General features: G+C 74.8%; 22 protein-coding genes and 2 riboswitches. Of the genes, 16 read left to right on the top strand and 6 right to left on the bottom strand.

Features of this window, described 5'->3' with window-relative positions; all coding sequences use genetic code 11:
• Positions 1-2 precede the first annotated feature (2 nt).
• The 3 genes from purS to purL are packed head-to-tail and all read left to right on the top strand — an operon-like array spanning position 3 to position 3,249.
• A complete protein-coding gene (gene purS / locus AB2L28_RS05045) occupies positions 3-275 on the top strand; it encodes a phosphoribosylformylglycinamidine synthase subunit PurS (RefSeq protein ID WP_370717633.1) in 273 nt (90 codons plus the stop codon).
• Complete coding sequence (purQ, locus tag AB2L28_RS05040) at positions 272-949, top strand: phosphoribosylformylglycinamidine synthase subunit PurQ (protein WP_370717632.1); 678 nt, start codon at positions 272-274, stop codon at positions 947-949. The genes purS and purQ overlap by 4 nt, the downstream gene beginning before the upstream one ends.
• Positions 946-3,249 (top strand): phosphoribosylformylglycinamidine synthase subunit PurL, encoded by a 2,304-nt coding sequence (purL, locus tag AB2L28_RS05035; protein ID WP_370717631.1) that lies wholly within the window; start codon positions 946-948, stop codon positions 3,247-3,249. The genes purQ and purL overlap by 4 nt, the downstream gene beginning before the upstream one ends.
• A gap of 49 nt (positions 3,250-3,298) precedes the next feature.
• Here the strand turns inward: purL and AB2L28_RS05030 are convergent, their stop codons facing one another.
• Entirely contained in the window at positions 3,299-3,868 is a 570-nt protein-coding gene (locus AB2L28_RS05030; RefSeq protein WP_370717630.1) for a TetR/AcrR family transcriptional regulator, read from the bottom strand.
• A gap of 82 nt (positions 3,869-3,950) precedes the next feature.
• Here AB2L28_RS05030 and AB2L28_RS05025 point away from each other — a divergent pair, with 82 nt between their 5' ends.
• Together AB2L28_RS05025 and AB2L28_RS05020 are read left to right on the top strand one after the other, a co-directional pair.
• Positions 3,951-4,844 carry an NAD-dependent epimerase/dehydratase family protein gene (locus AB2L28_RS05025; protein ID WP_370717629.1) on the top strand — a complete coding sequence of 298 codons (894 nt, stop codon included), beginning with the start codon at positions 3,951-3,953 and terminating at the stop codon, positions 4,842-4,844.
• 42 nt (positions 4,845-4,886) lie between these two features.
• Positions 4,887-5,576 (top strand): copper homeostasis protein CutC, encoded by a 690-nt coding sequence (locus tag AB2L28_RS05020; RefSeq protein ID WP_370717628.1) that lies wholly within the window; start codon positions 4,887-4,889, stop codon positions 5,574-5,576.
• 70 nt (positions 5,577-5,646) lie between these two features.
• Here AB2L28_RS05020 and AB2L28_RS05015 read toward each other — a convergent pair whose 3' ends face one another.
• Genes AB2L28_RS05015 through AB2L28_RS05000 form a run of 4 tightly spaced genes read right to left on the bottom strand, consistent with a single transcriptional unit; the run spans position 5,647 to position 7,903 of the window.
• Positions 5,647-6,240, bottom strand: a complete 594-nt coding sequence (locus AB2L28_RS05015; RefSeq protein ID WP_370717627.1) for a hypothetical protein — start codon at positions 6,238-6,240, stop codon at positions 5,647-5,649.
• Positions 6,216-6,995, bottom strand: coding sequence for a hypothetical protein (locus tag AB2L28_RS05010; RefSeq protein ID WP_370717626.1), 780 nt, complete (start codon positions 6,993-6,995; stop codon positions 6,216-6,218). Before AB2L28_RS05010 ends, AB2L28_RS05015 begins: the two co-directional genes overlap by 25 nt.
• Positions 6,996-7,004: 9 nt before the next feature.
• Positions 7,005-7,133 carry a hypothetical protein gene (locus AB2L28_RS05005; protein WP_370717625.1) on the bottom strand — a complete coding sequence of 43 codons (129 nt, stop codon included), beginning with the start codon at positions 7,131-7,133 and terminating at the stop codon, positions 7,005-7,007.
• Between the two features lie 32 nt (positions 7,134-7,165).
• Complete coding sequence (locus AB2L28_RS05000) at positions 7,166-7,903, bottom strand: GntR family transcriptional regulator (RefSeq protein WP_370717624.1); 738 nt, start codon at positions 7,901-7,903, stop codon at positions 7,166-7,168.
• A gap of 211 nt (positions 7,904-8,114) precedes the next feature.
• Between AB2L28_RS05000 and iolC the strand changes: the two genes are divergently transcribed.
• The 6 genes from iolC to gcvT all read left to right on the top strand — a co-directional run bounded on the left by iolC (position 8,115) and on the right by gcvT (position 15,215).
• Positions 8,115-9,089, top strand: coding sequence for a 5-dehydro-2-deoxygluconokinase (gene iolC, locus AB2L28_RS04995; protein WP_432525906.1), 975 nt, complete (start codon positions 8,115-8,117; stop codon positions 9,087-9,089).
• Complete coding sequence (locus tag AB2L28_RS04990) at positions 9,082-9,969, top strand: Cgl0159 family (beta/alpha)8-fold protein (RefSeq protein WP_370717623.1); 888 nt, start codon at positions 9,082-9,084, stop codon at positions 9,967-9,969. The genes iolC and AB2L28_RS04990 overlap by 8 nt, the downstream gene beginning before the upstream one ends.
• Positions 9,970-9,977: 8 nt before the next feature.
• Positions 9,978-10,880 (top strand): 5-deoxy-glucuronate isomerase, encoded by a 903-nt coding sequence (iolB, locus tag AB2L28_RS04985; protein WP_370717622.1) that lies wholly within the window; start codon positions 9,978-9,980, stop codon positions 10,878-10,880.
• A gap of 37 nt (positions 10,881-10,917) precedes the next feature.
• Entirely contained in the window at positions 10,918-12,849 is a 1,932-nt protein-coding gene (gene iolD / locus AB2L28_RS04980; RefSeq protein WP_370717621.1) for a 3D-(3,5/4)-trihydroxycyclohexane-1,2-dione acylhydrolase (decyclizing), read from the top strand.
• 43 nt (positions 12,850-12,892) lie between these two features.
• Complete coding sequence (locus AB2L28_RS04975) at positions 12,893-13,783, top strand: TIM barrel protein (protein WP_370717620.1); 891 nt, start codon at positions 12,893-12,895, stop codon at positions 13,781-13,783.
• Positions 13,784-13,846: 63 nt separating this feature from the next.
• A riboswitch (glycine riboswitch) is annotated at positions 13,847-13,938 on the top strand.
• Between the two features lies 1 nt (position 13,939).
• A riboswitch (glycine riboswitch) is annotated at positions 13,940-14,039 on the top strand.
• 42 nt (positions 14,040-14,081) lie between these two features.
• Positions 14,082-15,215 carry a glycine cleavage system aminomethyltransferase GcvT gene (gcvT, locus tag AB2L28_RS04970; protein ID WP_370717619.1) on the top strand — a complete coding sequence of 378 codons (1,134 nt, stop codon included), beginning with the start codon at positions 14,082-14,084 and terminating at the stop codon, positions 15,213-15,215.
• A gap of 16 nt (positions 15,216-15,231) precedes the next feature.
• Here the strand turns inward: gcvT and AB2L28_RS04965 are convergent, their stop codons facing one another.
• On the bottom strand, positions 15,232-16,140 hold the full coding sequence (locus AB2L28_RS04965) for a LysR family transcriptional regulator (protein WP_370717618.1): 909 nt from the start codon (positions 16,138-16,140) through the stop codon (positions 15,232-15,234).
• 87 nt (positions 16,141-16,227) lie between these two features.
• Between AB2L28_RS04965 and AB2L28_RS04960 the strand changes: the two genes are divergently transcribed.
• From AB2L28_RS04960 to purM, 5 genes are read left to right on the top strand one after another with little or no spacing between them, the layout of a single operon-like run.
• Positions 16,228-17,466 (top strand): MFS transporter, encoded by a 1,239-nt coding sequence (locus tag AB2L28_RS04960; protein ID WP_370717617.1) that lies wholly within the window; start codon positions 16,228-16,230, stop codon positions 17,464-17,466.
• Between the two features lie 4 nt (positions 17,467-17,470).
• Positions 17,471-17,857: a sterol carrier family protein gene (locus AB2L28_RS04955; RefSeq protein WP_370717616.1), complete on the top strand. Its 387-nt coding sequence runs from the start codon at positions 17,471-17,473 to the stop codon at positions 17,855-17,857.
• Positions 17,858-17,874: 17 nt separating this feature from the next.
• The gene (locus AB2L28_RS04950; RefSeq protein WP_370717615.1) at positions 17,875-18,210 is read left to right on the top strand and encodes a hypothetical protein; all 336 of its coding nucleotides are present in this window, start codon (positions 17,875-17,877) and stop codon (positions 18,208-18,210) included.
• Positions 18,211-18,222: 12 nt separating this feature from the next.
• Positions 18,223-19,773, top strand: coding sequence for an amidophosphoribosyltransferase (gene purF / locus AB2L28_RS04945; protein ID WP_370717614.1), 1,551 nt, complete (start codon positions 18,223-18,225; stop codon positions 19,771-19,773).
• Positions 19,770-20,858, top strand: a complete 1,089-nt coding sequence (gene purM / locus AB2L28_RS04940; RefSeq protein WP_370717613.1) for a phosphoribosylformylglycinamidine cyclo-ligase — start codon at positions 19,770-19,772, stop codon at positions 20,856-20,858. The genes purF and purM overlap by 4 nt, the downstream gene beginning before the upstream one ends.
• Positions 20,859-20,919 lie beyond the last annotated feature (61 nt).

Below are 20,919 nucleotides of genomic sequence, written 5' to 3'. Positions count from 1 at the left end.
GCATGGGCCGCGTCGTCATCGACGTCATGCCGAAACCCGAGATCCTCGACCCGCAGGGGAAGGCCGTCGTCGGCGCCCTCCCACGCCTGGGGTTCGACCAGTTCACCGGTGTCCGCCAGGGCAAGCGGTTCGAGCTGGAGGTCGCGGGCGATGTCACGCCCGAGGTCCTGGAGCAGGCGCGCAGGGCCGCCGAGACCCTGCTGTCCAACCCGGTCGTCGAGGACGTCGTCAGCGTCCGCGAGGCCGACGACGCCGCTGCGGGGGCCACGGCGTGAAGGTCGGCGTGGTCACCTTCCCCGGCTCCCTCGACGACGGTGACGCCCGCCGCGCGGTGACGCTCGCGGGCGGTGAGGCCGTCGCGCTGTGGCACGCGGACGCCGACCTGCGCGGCGTCGACGCGGTCGTGCTGCCCGGGGGCTTCTCCTACGGCGACTACCTGCGCTGCGGCGCCATCGCCCGCTTCGCCCCCGTCATGACCGAGGTCGTGCGCGCGGCCGGGGGCGGGATGCCCGTGCTCGGCATCTGCAACGGGTTCCAGGTGCTGTGCGAGTCGCACCTGCTGCCCGGCGCGCTCGTGCGCAACGACCACCAGAAGTTCGTCTGCAAGGACCAGCGCCTGCGGGTCGAGCGGACGGGCACGGCGTGGACGTCGTCCTTCACCGCGGGCCAGGAGATCACCGTCCCGCTGAAGAACGGCGAGGGCGGGTTCGTCGCCGACACCGCGACGCTGGACCGGCTCGAGGGCGAGGGCCGGGTGGTCTTCCGCTACCTGGACGGCAACCCGAACGGCTCGCTGCGCGACATCGCCGGGATCAGCAACGACCGCGGCAACGTGGTCGGCCTCATGCCGCACCCCGAGCACGCCGTGGAGGAGCTGTTCGGTCCCGGGCTGGACGGTCTGGGCCTGTTCACCTCCGTGCTGAGCGCCGGTCTGGAGGCGATCGCGTGAGCACCGCGCTGGACACCGTCACCCGCGCCGCGGGCACCCCTGACCACCCGCAGCCGTGGTCCGAGCTGGGCCTGAAGGCCGACGAGTACGAGCGGATCCGCGAGATCCTCGACCGCCGCCCCACGGGCGCCGAGCTGGCCATGTACTCGGTCATGTGGAGCGAGCACTGCTCCTACAAGAGCTCCAAGGTCCACCTGCGCACCTTCGGCGACCACGTCACCGAGGCCATGACCGAGCACCTCATGGTGGGGATCGGCGAGAACGCCGGCGTCGTCGACATCGGCCAGGGCTGGGCCGTGACGTTCAAGGTGGAGTCGCACAACCACCCCAGCTACATCGAGCCCTACCAGGGCGCGGCCACCGGTGTCGGCGGGATCATCCGCGACATCATGGCGATGGGTGCCCGGCCGATCGCGGTGATGGACTCGCTGCGGTTCGGGGCGATCGACCACCCCGACACCGCCCGCGTCGTGCCCGGGGTCGTCTCCGGCGTCGGCGGGTACGGCAACTGCATCGGCCTGCCGAACATCGGCGGCGAGGTCGTGTTCGACCCGACGTACCAGGGCAACCCGCTCGTCAACGCGTTGTGCGTCGGTGCGCTGAAGCACGAGGACCTGCACCTGGCGAACGCCCGCGGGGTCGGGAACCTCGTCGTGCTGTTCGGGGCCCGCACGGGCGGCGACGGCATCGGCGGGGTCTCGGTGCTGGCCAGCGAGACGTTCGACGCGACCGGTCCCTCGAAGCGGCCGGCCGTGCAGGTGGGGGACCCGTTCCAGGAGAAGGTGCTCATCGAGTGCTGCCTGGAGCTGTTCCACGCCGGTCTCGTCGAGGGCATCCAGGACCTCGGCGGTGCCGGGTTGTCCTGCGCCACCAGTGAACTGGCCTCGGCCGGTGACGGCGGCATGCTCATCCACCTCGACCGCGTCCCGCTGCGCGACCCTTCGCTCTCGCCCGAGGAGATCCTCATGAGCGAGTCGCAGGAACGCATGATGGCCGTCGTCACGCCGGGCAACGTCGAGGCGTTCCTCGCGGTCACCGCGAAGTGGGACGTCGAGGCCGCCGTGCTCGGTGAGGTCACCGACGGCGAGCACCTCGTCGTGCAGTGGCACGGCGAGACGGTCGTCGACGTCCCGCCGCGCACGGTCGCCCACGACGGCCCGGTGTACCAGCGCCCGTACGCGCGTCCGGAGTCCCAGGACGCGCTGCAGGCCGACACCCCGGACCGCCTGGCGCGGCCGGGGACGGACGAGGAGCTGCGGGCGACCCTGCTGCGGATGGCCGGCTCGCCGAACCTGTCCTCGCGCGCCTGGGTCACCGACCAGTACGACCGGTACGTCATGGGCGGGACGGCGCTGGCGACCCCCGACGACGCGGGTGTCGTGCGCGTGGACGAGGAGACGAACCTCGGGGTCGCGCTGTCCCTGGACGGCAACGGCCGGTTCGCCCGGCTCGACCCGCGCACGGGGGCCGCGCTGTCGCTGGCCGAGGCGTACCGCAACGTCGCCGCGGCGGGGGCGAAACCCCTCGCCGTGACCGACTGCCTGAACTTCGGCTCGCCCGAGGACCCCGGCGTCATGTGGCAGTTCGCCGAGGCCGTGCAGGGCCTGGCCCTGGCCTGCGAGGAGCTCGGCGTCCCCGTCACCGGCGGGAACGTCTCGCTCTACAACCAGACCGGCGACGACGGGCTGGACTCCGCCGTGCTGCCGACACCGGTCATCGGCGTCCTCGGTGTCCTGGACGACGTCCGCCGTCGCACCCCGTCCGGGTGGCGGGAGGCCGGGCAGGGCGTCTTCCTGCTCGGGACCACGCGCGAGGAGCTCGGCGGCTCGGAGTGGGCGTGGGCCGAGCACGGCCACCTCGGGGGTCTGCCCCCGGCGCTGGACCTGCAGCACGAGAAACTGCTCGCCGACGTGCTCGTGCAGTGCTCGCGCGACGGCCTCGTCGACGCGGCGCACGACCTGTCGGACGGCGGTCTCGCGCAGGCCCTCGTGGAGTCGGTGCTGCGCCACGGCGTGGGCGTGCGGGTCGGGCTGGACGAACTCCTCGACCGCGACGGGATCGACGCGTTCACGGCGCTGTTCTCCGAGTCGGCGGGCCGGGCGATCGTGTCCGTGCCGCGCGAGGAGGAGGTGCGGTTCACCGACATGTGCACCGCCCGGGGCCTGGCGCACCTGCGCATCGGCGTCACCGACACCGGGGACGACGGGCAGGCCGCGCTCGACGTCCAGGGCCGGTTCTCCGTGCCCGTCGCCGAGCTGCGCGAGGCGCACACCGCCACGCTGCCGCGCCACTTCGGCTGAACCCCGGCCGGCCACGACCCGCGCGGGAGGGGAACCCCTCCCGCGCGGGTCAGCCCCGCGGGGCGAGCGTGGCCCGCAACGCGGACAGGGTGTCCTGCAGCAGGTCCGCCATCGGGCGGTCCTCGTCCTCGGTGAGCCACCGGTCGAAGGCGACCTGGAACACCGTGACCGTGGACCGCCCGAGCAGGGTGGCGGCCGGGTCGGGGAGACCTCGTTCGCGCAGCGCCCGTGCGAGGGCCTGGGCGATCGTCACCATCTTGAGCTGCTCGCGCTCGGCGAGGGCGGGGTTCGCCAGGACGACGGCGGTCCGCCGCCGGGACCACGTGCGGCGTTCCTCGGGGAAGAACTCCGTCACCGCGGCGAGCGCGGCGGCGGCCAGGTCCACCGGGTCGGTCGCCGTCGACCGTTCGACGGCGCCGGTGAAGAGCGTCACGAGCACCTCGCTCCCGGTGAAGAGGGACTCGCGCTTGTCGGTGAAGTGGCGGAAGAACGTGCGGTCGGTGACGCCGGCGCGGGCGGCGATCTGGGAGACGGTCGTCTCGTCGTAGCCCTGCTCGACGAAGAGGTCGAGGGCGGCGGTCTGCAGCCGCTCGCGTGCTCCCGGTGCCCACCTCGTCACGGGACCATCCTAGGTGATGACAGATCCTGACATCGACGCTACTGTGATGTCACGTCCTGACATCACTGTTGGAGGTTCCCCCGTGCGCGTCTTCACCACCGGTGCATCCGGCTGGATCGGCTCCCACACCGTCGACGAGCTCCTCGCCCACGGCCACCGGGTCCTCGGCCTCGCCCGCTCCGACGACTCCGCCGCGGCGCTCGCCGCCAAGGGTGCCGAGGTCCTGCGCGGTGACCTCGACGACCTCGACGCGCTGCGGCGCGGCGCGGAGTCGACCGACGGCACCGTCCACCTCGCCAACAAGCACGACTTCGCCCACCCCGAGGTCAGCAACGCCGCCGAACGCGCTGCGGTGCAGACGATCGGGGAGGTCCTCGCCGGCTCGGACCGGCCGTTGCTGATCGCCTCCGGGGTCGCCGGGTTCGGGGTCCGGCGCCCGGTCGTCGAGACCGACGTCAACCCGGCGGTCGGACCGGTCTCGGTCCGCGGTGGGTCCGAACGCCTCGCCCTCGACTTCGCCGAGCGCGGGGTCCGCGCCCTCGCCGCCCGCTTCGCGCCCACCGTCCACGGCACGGGGGACCACGGGTTCGTGGCCGCCCTCGTCGCCGCGGCCCGGGCCCGCGGCGCCTCGGGCCACGTCGGGGACGGCGGCCACCGGTGGGCCGCGGTCCACGTCACCGACGCCGCCCGGGCCGTCCGCCTCGCGGTCGAGGGGGCCCCGGCGGGCAGCGTGCTGCACGTCGCCGCCGAGGAGGGCGTCCCCACCCGGGACATCGCCACCGCCGTCGGCCGCGGGCTCGGGCTGCCCGTCGACGCGGTCGACCCGGCCCGCGCCGTGGAGGAACTGGGCTGGATCGGGTCCTTCTTCGGCCTGGACCTGTCCGCGACGAGCGAGCGGACGCGCGCCCTGCTCGACTGGCGGCCCAGCGGACCGACGCTCGCCGCGGACCTGGCCGGCGGCAGCTACTTCGGCTGAGCCGGGGCGGTCCCGGCGGCCCCGGCACGGCAGGCTGTGCTCGTGCCGACCGTCGAGATCGCCGTCACCGACCCCGCCGGGGCGCGCGCCGCCCGCGCGGCGGGGGCCCACCGCCTCGAACTGTCCGTCGGGCTCGAGGTGGGCGGGCTGACCCCCTCGCCGGGCCTCGTGGAACGGGTCGTCGCGGCCGCCGGCCCCCTCGGCGTCCACGTCCTGCTGCGGCCCCGGCCCGGTGGCTTCGTCCACGACGAGGACGACCTCGCCGCGGTCCTGGCGGACGCGCGGTCCGTCCTGGCCCTCGGGGCGGCGGGTCTCGTCGTCGGGCCGCTGCTGCCGGACGGGCGGTTCGACCTCGCTGCGCTGCAGGCGGTGCGCGAGGTCGCGGGGAGCGCGGACCTCACCGCGCACCGCGGTTTCGACGTGCACCCGGACGTCGAGGGCAACGTCGAGGCGCTGGTGGCGGCCGGCGTCGACCGCGTCCTGACCTCCGGGGGCGCCGCCTGCGCGCACGACGGGACCGACCGGCTCGCCCGGACGGTCACCGCGGCCGCGGGGCGCCTGACCGTCACGGCGGGCGGGGGAGTGCGCCCGGCGCGCGTCCGGGACCTCGTGGCGCGCACGGGCGTCACCGACGTGCACCTGTCGGCCCGGCGCCTCGCGGTCCCCGACGCCGGGTTCGGCGCCCGGTACGAGGTGGACCCCGACGTCGTCCGGGCCGCCGTGCTCGCCTGACCGGCCCGAGTCCCCGAGTCCCCGAGTCCCCGAGCCCCCGAGCCCCCGGGTCGGGCGTCCGGGCACGTCCTCACGCGGGGCGCGCGTCCTCGTCCAGGACCTCCACGGCCCGCTCGTCGGGGTCCCGGCGGCCGCACCACAGGACGGTCGCGGCCGCCACCGCCGCCGCGAACAGGGCCAGCCCGCCGTCGACGACCCCCTGCAGCAGCAGGAGGGTGCCCCCACCGGGGTCGGCGTCCGGTCCCGGCGGGCCCGCGACCTGCGCGCACGTGGTCAGCACGGCCGTCCCGAGGGCCCAGGCGCCGCACCCGAGGGCGAACCACGTCACGACGGCGCGGCTCTCGGGCGGAGCCAGCCGGGCCGGCCGGCCGCGGACGGCCGCGAGCGCCAGGGCCAGGAACGCCACCGCGGTCAGCACGACCGGCCACCCGGAGGCCGGCACCGCCTGCCAGTGGTCGAAGCTCTGCACCGCCTGCCACCGGTCCTGCCACCGCAGGACCGTCGTGGCCGGGACCCCCGTCGTGCTGTAGACCCCCTCGTCGTCCTGGAACACGACCGCGGTGACGGTCGCGGCGACCAGCAGCGGCGCGGCCGCCGCCACCGCGACGACGCGGAACCACCACGGGGACGGGGGGCCCGTCACGGCGCCGGCCGCCGGTACCACGCGCGGTCCTCCTCCCGCAGCCGCGGGACCGCCGGGGGTGGCGGCGCGTCCTGCGGGACGGGGGGCGGGTCCGAGACCGGCTCCGGCGCGGGGTCGGGTGGCGGCGCGACGGGGGGCTCCTGCGCGGCGGGCGGTGGCGACCACGGTTCCTGCTCCTCCTGCGGGGTCCTCGGGAGGAGCAGGAGCACCCCGGCCACCACGCAGGCGGCGGCCAGGAAGACGACCACGCCGGCAGGCCCCACCAGCAGCACGAAGGGGGGTGGCCCGCCGAACCCCTGCTCGTCCGCGGTGGTGCCCTGGCGCAGGACGAGCGGGACGACCCCGCCCCCGACCGCGTACAGGGCCGACGAGGTCGCGGCCGCCGCGGCGAGGAGGCGGGTGCCCGGGGACAGCGCGGGACGCCCCCGGCCGCTCAGGTGCAGTCCGGCCAGCAGCAGCACCACGGCCGCCGGGCCCAGGAGCACGTGGTCCGGGGGGACGAGGTAGTCGAGGGCCTGCCAGCGCTGCGCCAGGGTGGCGCTCGTCGTGGCCGAGACCTCGTTGCCGTCGCCGTCGTACTCGTAGCCGGTGAAGTACTGCGCGTCGACGCCGCCGGTGAGGACGTGCACGGCCACGGCGACGCCCAGCAGGGGGAGGGCGAGCGCGGCGACGGCCAGGACCCGGGACGCCACCCGCAACCGCAGCGGGACCCGCCCGCCGTGGTCGGGGCCCACCTCCTCGACCGGTTCCCGCACGTCCCCCGCTCCCACCGCCACGACCCGAACCTAGGGGGTGGTGCGGAACGGCGTGAGCACTTCCACGACGAGCGCGTGGTCCTCGGCCCGCGGCGGGCCGGAGACCGCGACCGACCCGACGACCCCGACGACCCCGACGGGCAGGGCGTCGTCGCCCACGCGACCGTCCTGCCGGAGGGGGGCGGTGGACCTCAGCGGTCGACGAGCGTGACCTCGAACGCGTACCGGCTGGCGCGGTAGACGTGCCGGCCGTGCTCCACGACGCGACCGGAGTCGTCGTGCGTGGTCCGCTGCATCGTCAGCAGGGGGGCGCCGCGGGGTTCGTCGAGCAGCGTGCACTCCTCACCGCTGCCGCGGCGGGCCCCGATGCGCTGGCGCGCCACCCGCATCCCCACCCCGCGGCTGCGCAGCAGCTGGTACATGCCGCGTTCGCCCAGGGCCTCACCGGACAGGTCCGTGTAGGGGGCCGGCAGCCAGTTCTCCAGCAGGGCCAGCGGTTCGCCGCCGGACAGCCGCAGCCGGCGCAGGTGCAGGACCGGGGTGCCCGGGCCGGTGGCCAGCGCGGCGGCCACCTCGTCGGGGGCGCCGCAGATCTCGTGCAGCAGGACCTGCGTCGAGGGCGACTGCCCCGAGCGCGCGAGGTCGTCGTGCAGGCTCGTCAGCTCGACCGGCCGCGTCACCTGGCCGTGCACGACCTGCGTCCCGACACCGCGCTTGCGCACGAGCAGGCCCTTGTCGACGAGCTGCTGGATCGCGCGGCGCATGGTCGGGCGGGACAACCCCAGCTGGTCGGCGAGGTGGATCTCGTTCTCGAGCCGGGACCCCGGCGGCAGCTTGCCGTGCTCGATGGCCTGCTCGATCTGCCGCGCCACCTGGAAGTACAGCGGGACGGGGCTCGACCGGTCGAGGTCGACGAACAGGTCGTTCACATCGCGCTCCTGGGGTCGATGGGGCGTGCCGACCACGTCGACGCACCGCCGCACCGGCATCGTAGCCGGGTGGAGGTCTGCACGTCAGGAGGTACGTTTGTCCTGACAAATCTTGACAGGGTGACGCTCGGCGGAGCAGGCTGCGACCAGCCACCGCGCCGCCGCGGCCCGGGTCGGCGCAGCAGACCACCGGACTGGGGGAGGACCTCGCGTGAGCAGCACGGCCGCGCTGGACGTGGTGACCATGGGCAGGGTCGGGGTCGACCTGTACCCGCTGCAGGACGGGGTGGGTCTGGAGGACGTCGAGACCTTCGGCAAGTACCTGGGCGGCAGCGCGACGAACGTCGCCGTGGCCGCCGCCCGGCACGGCCGGTCCGCCGCCGTCGTCACCCGCACCGGCCACGACGCCTTCGGCACGTTCGTCCACCGGGCGCTGACGGCGTTCGGGGTCTCGGACCGGTTCGTCTCCGGGGTCGAGGGCCTGAACACCCCGCTGGCCTTCTGCGAGATGTACCCGCCGGACCACTTCCCGCTGCTGTTCTACCGCCAGCCGACGGCGCCGGACCTGCAGATCCGCGCCGAGGAGCTCGACCTGGACGCCATCGGCTCCGCCGGGGTGTTCTGGGCGACGGTCACCGGCCTGTCGGAAGAACCCAGCCGCGGCGCCCACTTCGCGGCCTGGCGGGCGCGGCGGCGCCGACGGTTCACCGTCCTGGACCTCGACTACCGGCCCATGTTCTGGGAGTCCCCGGCGGCCGCCGCCGAACAGGTCCGCCAGGCCCTGCAGCACGTCACGGTCGCCGTCGGCAACCGCGAGGAGTGCGAGGTCGCCGTCGGCGAGAGCGAACCGCGCCGCGCCGCCGAGGCGCTGCTCGAGGCCGGTGTGGAGGTCGCGATCGTCAAGCAGGGACCCCGGGGCGTCCTCGGCATGACCCGCGGCGCGGGCGGCCTGGAGGTCGTCGAGGTCCCGCCGACGCCGGTGGCGGTCGTCAACGGCCTCGGCGCCGGCGACGGTTTCGGGGGTGCCCTCGTGCACGGGCTGCTGTCGGGCTGGGAACTCGAACGGGTCCTGCGGTTCGCCAACGCCGCCGGTGCCATCGTGGCCACCCGCCGCGAGTGCTCCACCGCCATGCCGACGACCGCCGAGGTGGAGGCCCTGCTGGAGGAGGTCGCGTCCCGTGCCTGACCAGCGGTTCGCCCGCGACCTCGCCGAGGTCGCCGAGATCCGCGCCCGGAACCCCGGTCGCGTCCGGGAACTGTCCCGCGCCCGCCGCCGCCGCCCGCTGCTCGGCTCCGACGGCCGGCTCATGGTCATCGCCGCCGACCACCCCGCCCGCGGCGCCAACGCCGTGGGGTCGAACCCGATGGCGATGGCCGACCGCACCGAACTGCTCGAACGCCTGCGGGTGGCGCTCGCCGTCCCCGGTGTCGACGGGTTGCTCGGGTCCGCCGACGTCATCGAGGACCTCACCCTCCTGGGGGCCCTGGAGGGCAAGGTCGTCTTCGGCTCCATGAACCGCGGCGGGCTGCAGGGCGCCAGCTTCGAGCTCGACGACCGGTTCACGGGGTACGATGCGGCCGCGATCGCGGACATGAACCTCGACGGCGGGAAGTTCCTCACCCGCATCGCCCTCGACGACCCCGGCACGCTGCCGACGCTGACGGCCTCGGCCGACGCGATCAGCGAGCTCGCCGCCCGCGGGCTCGTGGCGATGATCGAGCCGTTCTGGTCCCGCCGCGAGGGCGGCAAGGTCGTGCACGACCTGTCGGCCGAGGGCGTCGTGAAGTCCGTGAACGTCGCGCAGGCGCTGGGTCGCACGACGGCGTACACGTGGCTGAAGATCCCGGTCGTCGACGACATGGAACGCGTCATGGAGTCCACGACGTTCCCGACGCTGCTGCTCGGCGGGGACCCGACGACGTCCCCGGAGGAGACGTTCGCGACGTGGCGCAAGGCGCTGGCGCTGCCGTCGGTGCGTGGGCTCACCGTCGGGCGGACGCTGCTGTACCCGCCCGACGGCGACGTGGAGTCGGCCGTGAAGACCGCCGTCTCCCTGGTGCGGTGAGGAGTCACGTGAGCGACCAGAACCTCCACCTCCCCGCGGGGTCGTCGACGGGCGACGGTTTCGACCTCGTCGTCACCCCCGAGTCCGCGGGCTGGGGGTACTCCGGCCTGCGCGTCCTGACCCTGGCGCCCGGCGCCTCGCGCACCGTCGCGACGGGGGAGGACGAGCTGCTCGTCCTGCCGCTGTCGGGCGCCTGCACCGTGCGCGCCGAGGGGCAGGAGTTCCAGCTCGCGGGGCGCGGGAGCGTCTTCGACGGTGTGACGGACTTCGCCTACGTCGGCCGCGACAGCGAGCTGACGATCCACAGCGCCGCCGGCGGCGTGTTCTCGTTCCCGGGGGCCCGGGCGCGTCGCCGCCTGCCCGCCCGGTACGGCCCGGCGGCCGGTGTCCCCGTGGAACTGCGCGGCGCCGGGCAGGCCAGCCGGCAGGTCAACAACTTCGCGACCCCCGCGGCGTTCGAGACCGACAAGCTCATCGCCTGCGAGGTCCTGACCCCGGGCGGGAACTGGTCCTCCTACCCGCCGCACCGGCACGACCGCAGCAGCGAGGTCGAGAGCGAGCTGGAGGAGATCTACTACTACCGGTTCCGCGCCCTGGCCCCGGACGGTGTCCCCACCGTGCCCGGCGGGGTGGGGATCCAGCAGGTCTACGGCGACGAGCAGGACCCGGACCGGCCGATCGACGTGCTGGAGGAGGTGCGCTCCGGCGACGTGGTGCTCATCCCGCACGGCTGGCACGGTCCGTCGATCGCCTCGCCCGCCTACGACATGTACTACCTCAACGTCATGGCCGGCCCCGAGGACGAGCGGGCCTGGAAGATCTGCGACGACCCCGCCCACGGCTGGGTGCGCTCGACCTGGGACGGGCAGCGCGTCGACCCGCGGCTACCGTTCTACTCCGCCCCGAAGTGACCGCACCGGGCACCGCCCGAGAACTGGGAGAAACCCGATGAGCGCAGTCCCTGCGAACCCCGCCGTGCCGACGGTCCGGTTGACGGTCTCCCAGGCCGTCGTCCGCTTCCTCCAGGCCCAGTTCTCCGAGCGCGACGGCGAGCGCCGGCCGTTCTTCGGCGGGGTGTTCGGCATCTTCGGGCACGGCAACGTGGCCGGGGTCGGGCAGGCCCTGCTGGAAGCGCAGGAGGGCGCCCTCGGCGACGACTGGACGGCGCCGTCCCAGGTCCCCTACATGACCGGCCGCAACGAGCAGGCGATGGTCCACGCGGCCGTCGGGTACGCCCGTCAGCAGGACCGGTTGCAGACGCTCGCCGTGACGGCGTCGGTCGGCCCGGGGTCGACGAACATGCTGACGGGCGCCGCGCTGGCGACGGTCAACCGCATCCCGGTGCTGCTGCTGCCCAGCGACGTGTTCGCCACGCGCGTCGCCTCCCCGGTGCTGCAGGAGCTGGAGCAGCCCCACGGCTACGACGTGTCGGTCAACGACGCGTTCCGCCCGTTGTCGAAGTTCTTCGACCGCGTCTGGCGGCCCGAGCAGCTGGCGTCGGCGCTGCTGGGCGCGATGCGCGTGCTGACCGACCCCGCCGAGACGGGCGCGGCGACGATCTGCCTGCCGGAGGACCTGCAGGCCGAGGCGTGGGAGTTCCCCGTCGAGCTGTTCCGCGAGCGGACCTGGCGCATCGCCCGGCCCGTGCCCGAGCAGGTGGCGATCGACGAGGCCGTCGCCCTCGTCCGCTCGGCGAAGGCGCCGCTGCTCGTCGCCGGCGGCGGGGTCGTGTACTCCCGGGCCACCGAGGCGCTGAAGGAGTTCGTGGAGACGACCGGCATCCCCGTCGGGGTGTCCCAGGCCGGCAAGGGCGCGATCCGCTACGACCACCCGCTCTGCCTCGGCGCGATCGGTTCCACCGGCACGACGGGGGCCAACGAGATCGCCGCCGAGGCCGACGTCGTCATCGGTGTCGGGACGCGGTACTCCGACTTCACGACGGCCTCGCGCACGGCGTTCCAGAACCCCGACGTGAGGTTCGTCAACGTCAACGTCGCGGCCCTGGACGCCGTCAAGCACGCCGGTGTCCCGGTGCAGGCCGACGCGAAGGTCGCGCTGGAGGCGTTCACCGCCGCCCTCGCGGACTTCTCCACGCCGGACGCCTACCGCGAGCGGGCGGCACGCCTGAACCGCGAGTGGGACGGGGTCGTCGACTCCTTCTTCCGTTCCGGGATCGGCGAGCGCACGGGTCTGCTGGCGCAGGCCGAGGTCGTCGGCGCGGTCGACGAGGTGGCCGAGGACCGCGACGTCGTGGTGTGCGCCGCGGGTTCGCTGCCCGGGGACCTGCACTGCATGTGGCGCAGCCGCGACCCGAAGCAGTACCACGTGGAGTACGGCTACTCCTGCATGGGCTACGAGATCCCGGGGGCGATCGGGGTGAAGCTCGCGGCCCCCGACCGGGACGTGTTCGTCACCGTCGGGGACGGGTCGTACCTCATGATGCCGACCGAACTCGTCACCGCGGTGCAGGAGGGCGTCAAGCTCATCGTCGTCATCCTGCAGAACCACGGGTTCGCCTCGATCGGCGCCCTGTCGGAGCAGCACGGGTCCCAGCGGTACGGCACGAAGTACCGGCGGCGGACCCCCGAGGGTCGGCTGGAGGGCGACGAGCTGCCCGTCGACCTCGCCGCGAACGCCGCGAGCCTGGGGGTGCGCGCGGTACGCGCGGGCACGCGCGAGGAACTCGTCGAAGCGCTGCGGGAGGCCAAGGCGTCGAGCGAGTCGACCGTCGTGCACGTCGAGACCGACCTGTACTCCGAGGCGCCCGACGGCGGCGGCTGGTGGGACGTCCCGGTCTCGGAGGTCTCGCACCTGGACTCCACCCGCACGGCCCGCACCTGGTACGAGGGGCACAAGGCGCGCCAGCGCCCCCTCGTCTGACCCGACCACCCCACCGCACCCGCACGAGGACGTGAGGTCCCCCATGGCCCGACCCATCACCATCGGCACCGCCCCCGACTCCTGGGGCGTCTGGTTCGCAGACGACGAACGGCAGACCCCCGCGTCCCGGTTCCTCGACGAGGTCGTCGAGGCCGGGTACGAGTGGATCGAGCTCGGCCCGTACGGGTACCTGCCGACCGACCCGGCGGAACTGTCCGACGAGCTCGAGGAGCGGCGCCTGAAGGTCTCCGCCGGCACGATCTTCGCCGCGCTGCACCGCCCCGACCACTACGACGAGGCGTGGGCCCAGGTCGAGCAGGTCGCGAAGCTCACGCAGGCCCTCGGCGGCACGCACCTCGTCGTCATCCCCGGCCAGTGGCGCAGCGACACCACCGGCGAGCAGATCGAACCCCGCGAGCTCGACGCGCAGGGGTGGGCGCGGCTGGCCGCCGGGATGGACCGCCTCGGCCGGGACGTCCGCGACGGGTACGGGCTGCAGGTCGCGGTCCACTCCCACGCCGACACCCACATCGACACCCACGCCGAGGTCGACCGGTTCCTGCAGATCACCGACCCCGACGTCGTCAAGCTGTGCCTCGACACCGGCCACGTCGCCTACTCCGGCGGGGACAGCCTCAAGATCATCGCCGACCACCCGGACCGCATCGCCTACGTCCACCTCAAGCAGGTCGACCCGGCGGTCGTCGCGAGGGTGAAGGCGCAGGACCTGCCCTTCGGCGAGGCCGTCGCCCTCGGCGTCATGGTGGAACCGCCGCGGGGCGTGCCCGCCATGCCCCCCGTCCTCACCGCGCTGGAGGGTCTGGGGCGCGACCTGTTCGCGATCGTCGAGCAGGACATGTACCCGCTGGCCTCGTTCGACACGCCCCTGCCCGTCGCGACCCGCACCCTGACCTACCTGAACTCCTGCCGGTGAACACCCGGGGCACCGGGTCCCGGGGTGTGCCACGCTGTGCGGGACAACTGAACACTCGGCCGCTCCGCCCCGGCGGGAGAGCCCCGCCGTCCGCGGTGGGCACCGAAGGAGCAACCACCCCGGAACCTCTCAGGTCCACGTACCGCCACGGGCAGGCCGCTCTGGAAAGCAGGACCGCGCAGGTCCTCACCCACGGGGAAAACCGTCACCACGCAGCGGGTGACGGTGAAGCTCTCAGGTTCCGCGACAGAGGGGGTCCAGCCCGGTCGCGACGCGCGGCCGTGACGAGAGGAACCCCGTGAGCACGAGCACCACCTCCGAGACCACGCCCGCCGCGAGCCCGCTGGCGGCCGCGCACGCCGAGCTGGGCGCGTCCTTCACCGACTTCGCCGGCTGGTCGATGCCGCTGCGCTACGCCTCCGACCTCGCCGAGCACAAGGCCGTGCGCTCCAGCGCCGGGCTCTTCGACCTCTCGCACATGGGCGAGATCCGCGTCACCGGCCCCGAGGCCGCCCGCGCGCTGGACGCCGCCCTCGTGGGCCGCCCCTCGACGATGGCGGTCGGCCGGGCCGCCTACGGGATGGTCGTCGACCACGACGGCGGCATCGTCGACGACCTCGTGACGTACCGCCTCGGCGAGGAGGAGTTCCTCGTCGTGGCCAACGCCGCCAACGTCGAGCCCGTCGTCGTCGCCCTGGCCGACCGGGTCCGCCCCTTCGAGGCCCACGTCGCGGACGAGACGGCCCGCTGGGGCCTGGTCGCGGTGCAGGGACCGGCGTCGGTGGCGATCGTCGCCCCGCTCCTGGACCCCTCGGCGGGCGTCGACCTGGCGACGCTGCGCTACTACCGCTCGGTCGGCGCCGTGCTGGCCGGCGTCGAGGTCCTGCTGGCGCGCACCGGCTACACCGGGGAGGACGGCTTCGAGGTGTTCGTCCCCGTCGAGCGCACCCGCCGGGTGTGGGACGCCCTGCTCGCCGCGACCCGTGAGCACGGGGGGGTCCCGGCCGGGCTGGCCTGCCGCGACACCCTGCGCCTGGAGGCCGGGATGCCCCTCTACGGGCACGAGCTCAGCCGGGACGTCACCCCCTTCGCGGCCGGGCTGGGTCGCGTCGTCGTCCTCGACAAGGAGCCCGGCGCGGTGGGCCTGGCGGCGTTGCAGCGGTCGGCGCAGGAGCCGCTCGCGCGGGTCCTGGTGGGGCTGCGCGGCGAGGGCCGCCGGGCGCCCCGGGCGGGGTACGCCGTCGTCGCGGCCGGCCGGGGGGTCGGGGAGGTGACCAGCGGCGCCCTCTCGCCCACCCTCGGGCACCCCGTCGCCATGGCGTACGTCGACGCCGAGCTGGCCGAGCCCGGCACGCGCCTGGGTGTGGACGTGCGGGGGACCGAGCTGCCGGTCGAGGTGGTCGCCCTGCCGTTCTACCGCCGGGAGCGGTGAGCCGCGAGCGCCCGCGTCACGGCGGGGGCCGGCGCCCCCGGGCGCTGAGCCGCACCTGCGCCACGAACGCGTCGACGGCGCGGCGCACCGGCCGCTCCGGGGTGGCGCGCCGCGTCGCGAGCGCGAGCGACCACTGCGGGGGTGGTTCGGTCAGCACCAGCTCCCGCACCCCCGGCGGCACGGGCACCGTCCCGGGGACGAACGCGATCCCCAGCCCCGCCGCCACGTAGCTGCCGAACGTCGAGACGTCCGGCACCTCCACCGCGACCGTCCGCCGTGCCCCGACGCGGTCGAAGGCCGCGTCGACGAGCAGCCGGTTGCCGAACCCCGGCGGGCCGTCCACCCAGCGCTCCCCGGCCAGGTCCGCGAGCGCCACCGGCCGGTCCGCCGGCGCCGGGTGGGCGGGCGGCACGAGCAGCCGGAACGGGGCCCGCACGAGGGGTCGCAGCTCGACGCTGGCCGGTGGCCGGAACGGCCAGGACAGGAACGCGACGTCCAGCTCGCCGTCGACGAGCCCGCGCAGCAACCCCCGCGACCCGTCCGCCACCACGCGCATCGACACCGACACCCGCGGGTGGGCCGTGGTGAACGTGCTCAGCAGCGAGGGCAGGTCGACGGGGTGCATCGTCGTGACGACGCCGACCGTCAGCGGGCCGGCGGGTCCCGCCTCGGCCTCCCGGACCACCGTCCGCGCCTCCGCCGCCCCCGCCAGCAGCCGACGCGCCTCCGGCAGCAGCGCCCGCCCGGCGTCGGTCAGCACGGCCCGCCGCGACGTGCGGGTGAACAGGGTGACCCCGAGGTCGTCCTCCAGCGCGCGCAGGACGGTGCTGACGGTCGACTGCGCCGACCCCGACCGCCGCCCCGCCGCGCTGATGGTCCCCGCCTCGGCGACGGCGAGGAACGTCTCCAGCTGCGTCAGGTCCACGACCCCTCCCACCGGTCTTCCCGATGGATGGTCCCACCGGCCACCGATGGGACGGAAGGACCACCTCCCCCCGGGGTTGCAGCTCCCGTGACCACCACCGCGAGCACGACCGCACCCCGGCACGTCCCGTCCCCGCGCCGGCACGGCGCGGGCTTCCTCCTCGTCGCCGCCGCCTTCACGACGGCCATGGCCTTCGCCACCGTCCCCACCCCGCTGTGGGCGCTGTACCGCGAGCGCGACGGGCTGCCGACCGTCGTGGTCACCGTCGCCTTCGCCGTCTACGCGGCCGGTGTCGCGGTCAGCCTGTTCGCCGTCGGGCACCTGTCCGACCACCTCGGCCGGCGCCGCGTCCTCGTGCCGGCGCTCGCGCTCGAAGCGGTCGCGGCCCTGCTCCTGGCCCTGACCCCGGACGTCGTCGTGCTCGTCGTGGCCCGCGTCCTGACTGGTCTCGCGGTCGGCGCGCTCACCCCGACCGCGACGGCCTGGCTCGCCGAGCTGCACGGCCGGAGCGCCTCGACGCGTCCGGGGACGGCCGCGGTCGTCGCCACGGCCGCCAACCTCGGCGGCCTCGGGCTCGGCTCCCTGCTCGCGGGGTTCCTCGTCGGGCACCTCGGCGACCCGCTGCGCGTCCCGCACCTGCTCTTCCTCGGTCTGCTCGTCGTCCTGACCGTCGCCGTGCGGACCGTTCCGGAGACCGTGCCCGCCGACGTCCGCGCCGAGCACCGGCCCTACCGCGCCCAGCGCGTCGCCGTCCCGCCGCAGGCCCGCGGTCGCTACCTCGCCGCCGCCCTCGCCGCCTTCGGGCTGTTCGCCGTCCTGGGCCTGTTCAGCGCGCTGGCGCCGTCGGTCCTGTCCACCCTCGGGCACGCCGGTCCCGTCCCCGGCGGGGCGACGGCCTCCGCCGTCTTCGCGGCCGCCGCGGTCAGCCAGGTCCTCCTGACCCACCTGCACCCCGACCACCAGCTCCGGCTCGGCCTCGTCCTCACCGCGACGGGGGTCGTCGTCCTGGGCGCGGGGGTCCTCGCCGGCTCCGTCGCGCTGTTCGTCGGCGGCGGTGTCGTCGCCGGCGCCGGGGTGGGGGCCCTGCTCAAGGGGGCCCTCGCGACGGCCGTCGCCCTGGCCCCGGCCGGAGCGCGCGGGGAGGCCACGGCCGGGGTGTTCCTGGCCGGCTACCTCGGGATGGCCGTCCCGGCGCTCGCGGTCGGGGTCAGCTCGAGCGCCGGGGTCGCGTTCGCCGTCTCGGTGCCCGTCCTGGCCGGGGTCGTGCTCGCCCTCCTCGGTGCGGTGGCGCTCGCGCTGCGCGCCACCGGACGGGTGCGAGCATGAGCCCGTGCCCCCGCGTCGACGCACCGATCCCGCCGAGGGCCTGGCCGCCGTCCGGGAGGTGACCCGGGTCCTCGACGGGGGCGGGAAGCCGCCGCGTCCCCTCCTCGCGACCGCCGTCCGGTACGGGCTGGAGGAACTGGCGGCCCGCTACCCGGGCGGCAGCGTCGAGGTGCGGGTGCCCCCGTTCGCGGCCGTCCAGGTCGTCGCGGGCCCCCGGCACACCCGCGGCACCCCGCCGGCGGTCGTCGAGATGGACGGGCCCACCTGGATCGCGCTGGCCACCGGGCGGCTGAGCTTCGCCGAGGCCCGCGCCGGCGGACGGGTCCAGGCCAGCGGCCAGCGGACCGACCTGGGTGAGCTGCTGCCCCTCGTGCCGCCGGAGCCCGCCTGAGCCCGTAGCGTTCTCCCGTGAGCGAGCCGACGCAGGACCCGACCCCCGACGCCCCCCAGGGGGAGGTCGAGCGCGAGGGGACGGCGTTCGTGCAGGTCACGCGCCGTCGGGCGCCCCGGTTCCGGTCCTTCGGGCTGACGGGCCTGGTGGTCGCGTTCGTCGTCTCCGGCGCCATCGCGATCACCACGCCGCCCTCGGACGGGTACTCCCAGCAGGCCCTCTTCGGCTACCTGTTCTGCTCCCTCGGGCTGGTCCTCGTCCTGCTCGGTGCGCTCGTCGCGGTCCTCGTCGACCGGCGCACCGGGACCCGGGCCGAACCCCGTCGGCGGAGCGGCAAGCGCTCGGGGGTGTGACACACTCGGGTCGTGGCCCGCGGTGACGGACGTCTGAACCACGACCTGCTCCCCGGCGAGAAGGGACCCCAGGACGCGTGCGGCGTCTTCGGGGTCTGGGCGCCGGGCGAGGAAGTCTCCAAGCTCACCTTCTACGGCCTCTACGCCCTGCAGCACCGGGGCCAGGAGGCGGCCGGCATCGCCGTGAGCAACGGCGAGCAGATCCTCGTCTTCAAGGACACCGGGCTGGTGTCCCAGGTCTTCGACGAGTCGGCGCTGGAGTCCCTGCAGGGGCACATCGCCGTCGGGCACGCCCGCTACTCCACGACCGGTGGCGGCGGCTGGCAGAACGCGCAGCCCACGCTCGGCGACACCGCCGGCGGCACGGTCGCGCTCGCCCACAACGGCAACCTGACGAACCAGTTCGCGCTGCGGGACATGCTCGCCGAGCGCTACCCCAGCGCCCCGCAGCCGCCGCTGCGCGGTCGCCCCTCGCCCAGCGAGATCGCCCGCGGGAACACCACGGACACCGCGATCCTCACGGCCCTCTTCGCCGGCGACCCCGACCACACCCTCGAGGCGACGGCCGCCGAGGTCCTGCCGCACGTGCAGGGCGCGTTCTCCCTCGTCTTCATGGACGAGCACACCCTCTACGCCGCCCGCGACCCGCAGGGCATCCGCCCGCTCGTCCTGGGCCGGCTGGACCGCGGCTGGGTCGTCGCCTCCGAGACGCCCGCGCTCGACATCTGCGGGGCGAGCTTCGTCCGCGAGATCGAGCCCGGCGAACTCATCGCGATCGACGCGGACGGTCTGCGCAGCACCCGCTTCGCGGAGGCCGCGCCCAAGGGCTGCGTCTTCGAGTACGTCTACCTGGCCCGCCCGGACACCTCCATCAACGGCAAGGTCGTCCAGGAGTCGCGCGTGGAGATGGGCAGGGTCCTGGCCCGCGAGCACCCCGTCGAGGCCGACCTGGTCATCCCCACCCCGGAGTCCGGCACGCCCGCGGCCATCGGCTACGCCGAGGAGTCCGGCATCCCCTACGGCCAGGGGATGGTGAAGAACTCCTACGTGGGCCGGACGTTCATCCAGCCCAGCCAGACGATCCGCCAGCTCGGCATCCGGCTCAAGCTCAACCCGCTCAAGCACGTCGTCGCGGGCAAGCGGCTCGTCGTCGTCGACGACTCGATCGTGCGCGGCAACACCCAGCGCGCCCTCATCCGGATGCTGCGCGAGGCCGGTGCCGCCGAGATCCACGTCCGGATCTCCTCCCCGCCCGTGAAGTGGCCGTGCTTCTACGGCATCGACTTCGCCACCCGCGCCGAGCTCATCGCCAACGGCCTGAGCGTCGAGGACATCGCCCAGAGCATCGGCGCGGACTCCCTGGGCTACATCTCGGCCGAGGGCATGATCGCCGCGTCCGAGCAGCCCGCCGACCGGTTGTGCTCGGCGTGCTTCACGGGGGAGTACCCCGTTCCGCTCAACGACCTCGACCGGCTCGGTGAGCGCTCGATGGACAAGCCGCGCCTCCCGATCACCGCCGTCACCCGGCACCAGCACGACGTCCCCGAGGGAGCCCAGCAGTGAGTGGAACGACCTACGCCTCCGCGGGCGTCGACGTCGTCGCGGGCGACCGCGCCGTCGAGCTCATGAAGGCGTCCGTCGCCCGCACGCAGGGCCCGCAGGTCGTCGGCGGGTTCGGCGGGTTCGCCGGGCTCTACGACGTGTCCGCGGTGAAGGACTACCGCCGGCCGCTGCTCGCGACGAGCACCGACGGCGTCGGGACGAAGGTCGCCGTCGCCCAGGCGCTCGACGTGCACGACACCATCGGCGCCGACCTCGTCGGGATGGTCGTCGACGACGTCGTCGTCTGCGGCGCGGCGCCGCTGTTCATGACGGACTACATCGCCTGCGGCCGCGTCGTGCCCGAGCGGATGGCCGCGATCGTCGCGGGCATCGCGCGCGCCTGCGAGGAGGCCGGGGTCGCCCTCGTCGGCGGCGAGACCGCCGAGCACCCGGGGCTGCTGGGCGCGGACGAGTACGACGTGGCCGGTGCCGTCACGGGGGTCGTCGAGGCCGACGAGCTGCTCGGCGCCGAGAAGGTCCGCGCCGGGGACGTGCTCGTGGCGATGGCCTCCTCCGGGCTGCACTCCAACGGCTACTCCCTCGTGCGGCGCGTCGTCGCCGACGCCGGCTGGGCCTACGACCGGCACGTGGAGGAGTTCGGCCGCACCCTGGGCGAGGAGCTGCTGGTCCCGACCCGCATCTACGCCCAGCCCGCGCTCGCGACGCTGGCCACCGGCGGGGTGCACGCCATGAGCCACGTCACCGGCGGCGGTCTGGCCGCGAACCTGGCGCGCTGCCTGCCCGCCGACGTGACCGCCGAGGTCGACCGCTCGACGTGGACCCCGGGCGCGGTGTTCTCGGTCGTCCGCGACCTCGGGCGGGTGCCGACCGACGACCTGGAGCGCACCCTGAACCTGGGGGTGGGCATGATCGCCGTGGTGTCCGCCGAGCAGGCGCAGGCCGTCGTCGACACCGTCGAGCAGGCCGGCATCCCGGCGTGGGTGTGCGGTGAGGTCCGGCAGCGGACCGCGGAGGACGGCGCGAGCAACGGCAAGGGGATCGCAGGAGGCGTGACGGTCCTCCGGGGTTCCCACCAGGGCTGGTGAGGTCCGGGGGATCGCCACGCCTCGTGCGGTGCCGCGAGCTACTGCGCGACCTGGTCTTCCG

This window comes from Kineococcus mangrovi (assembly GCF_041320705.1).
In the GTDB taxonomy this organism is placed as follows: Bacteria; Actinomycetota; Actinomycetes; order Actinomycetales; family Kineococcaceae; genus Kineococcus; species Kineococcus mangrovi.
This window is presented reverse-complemented; position numbering and strand designations above follow the sequence as displayed.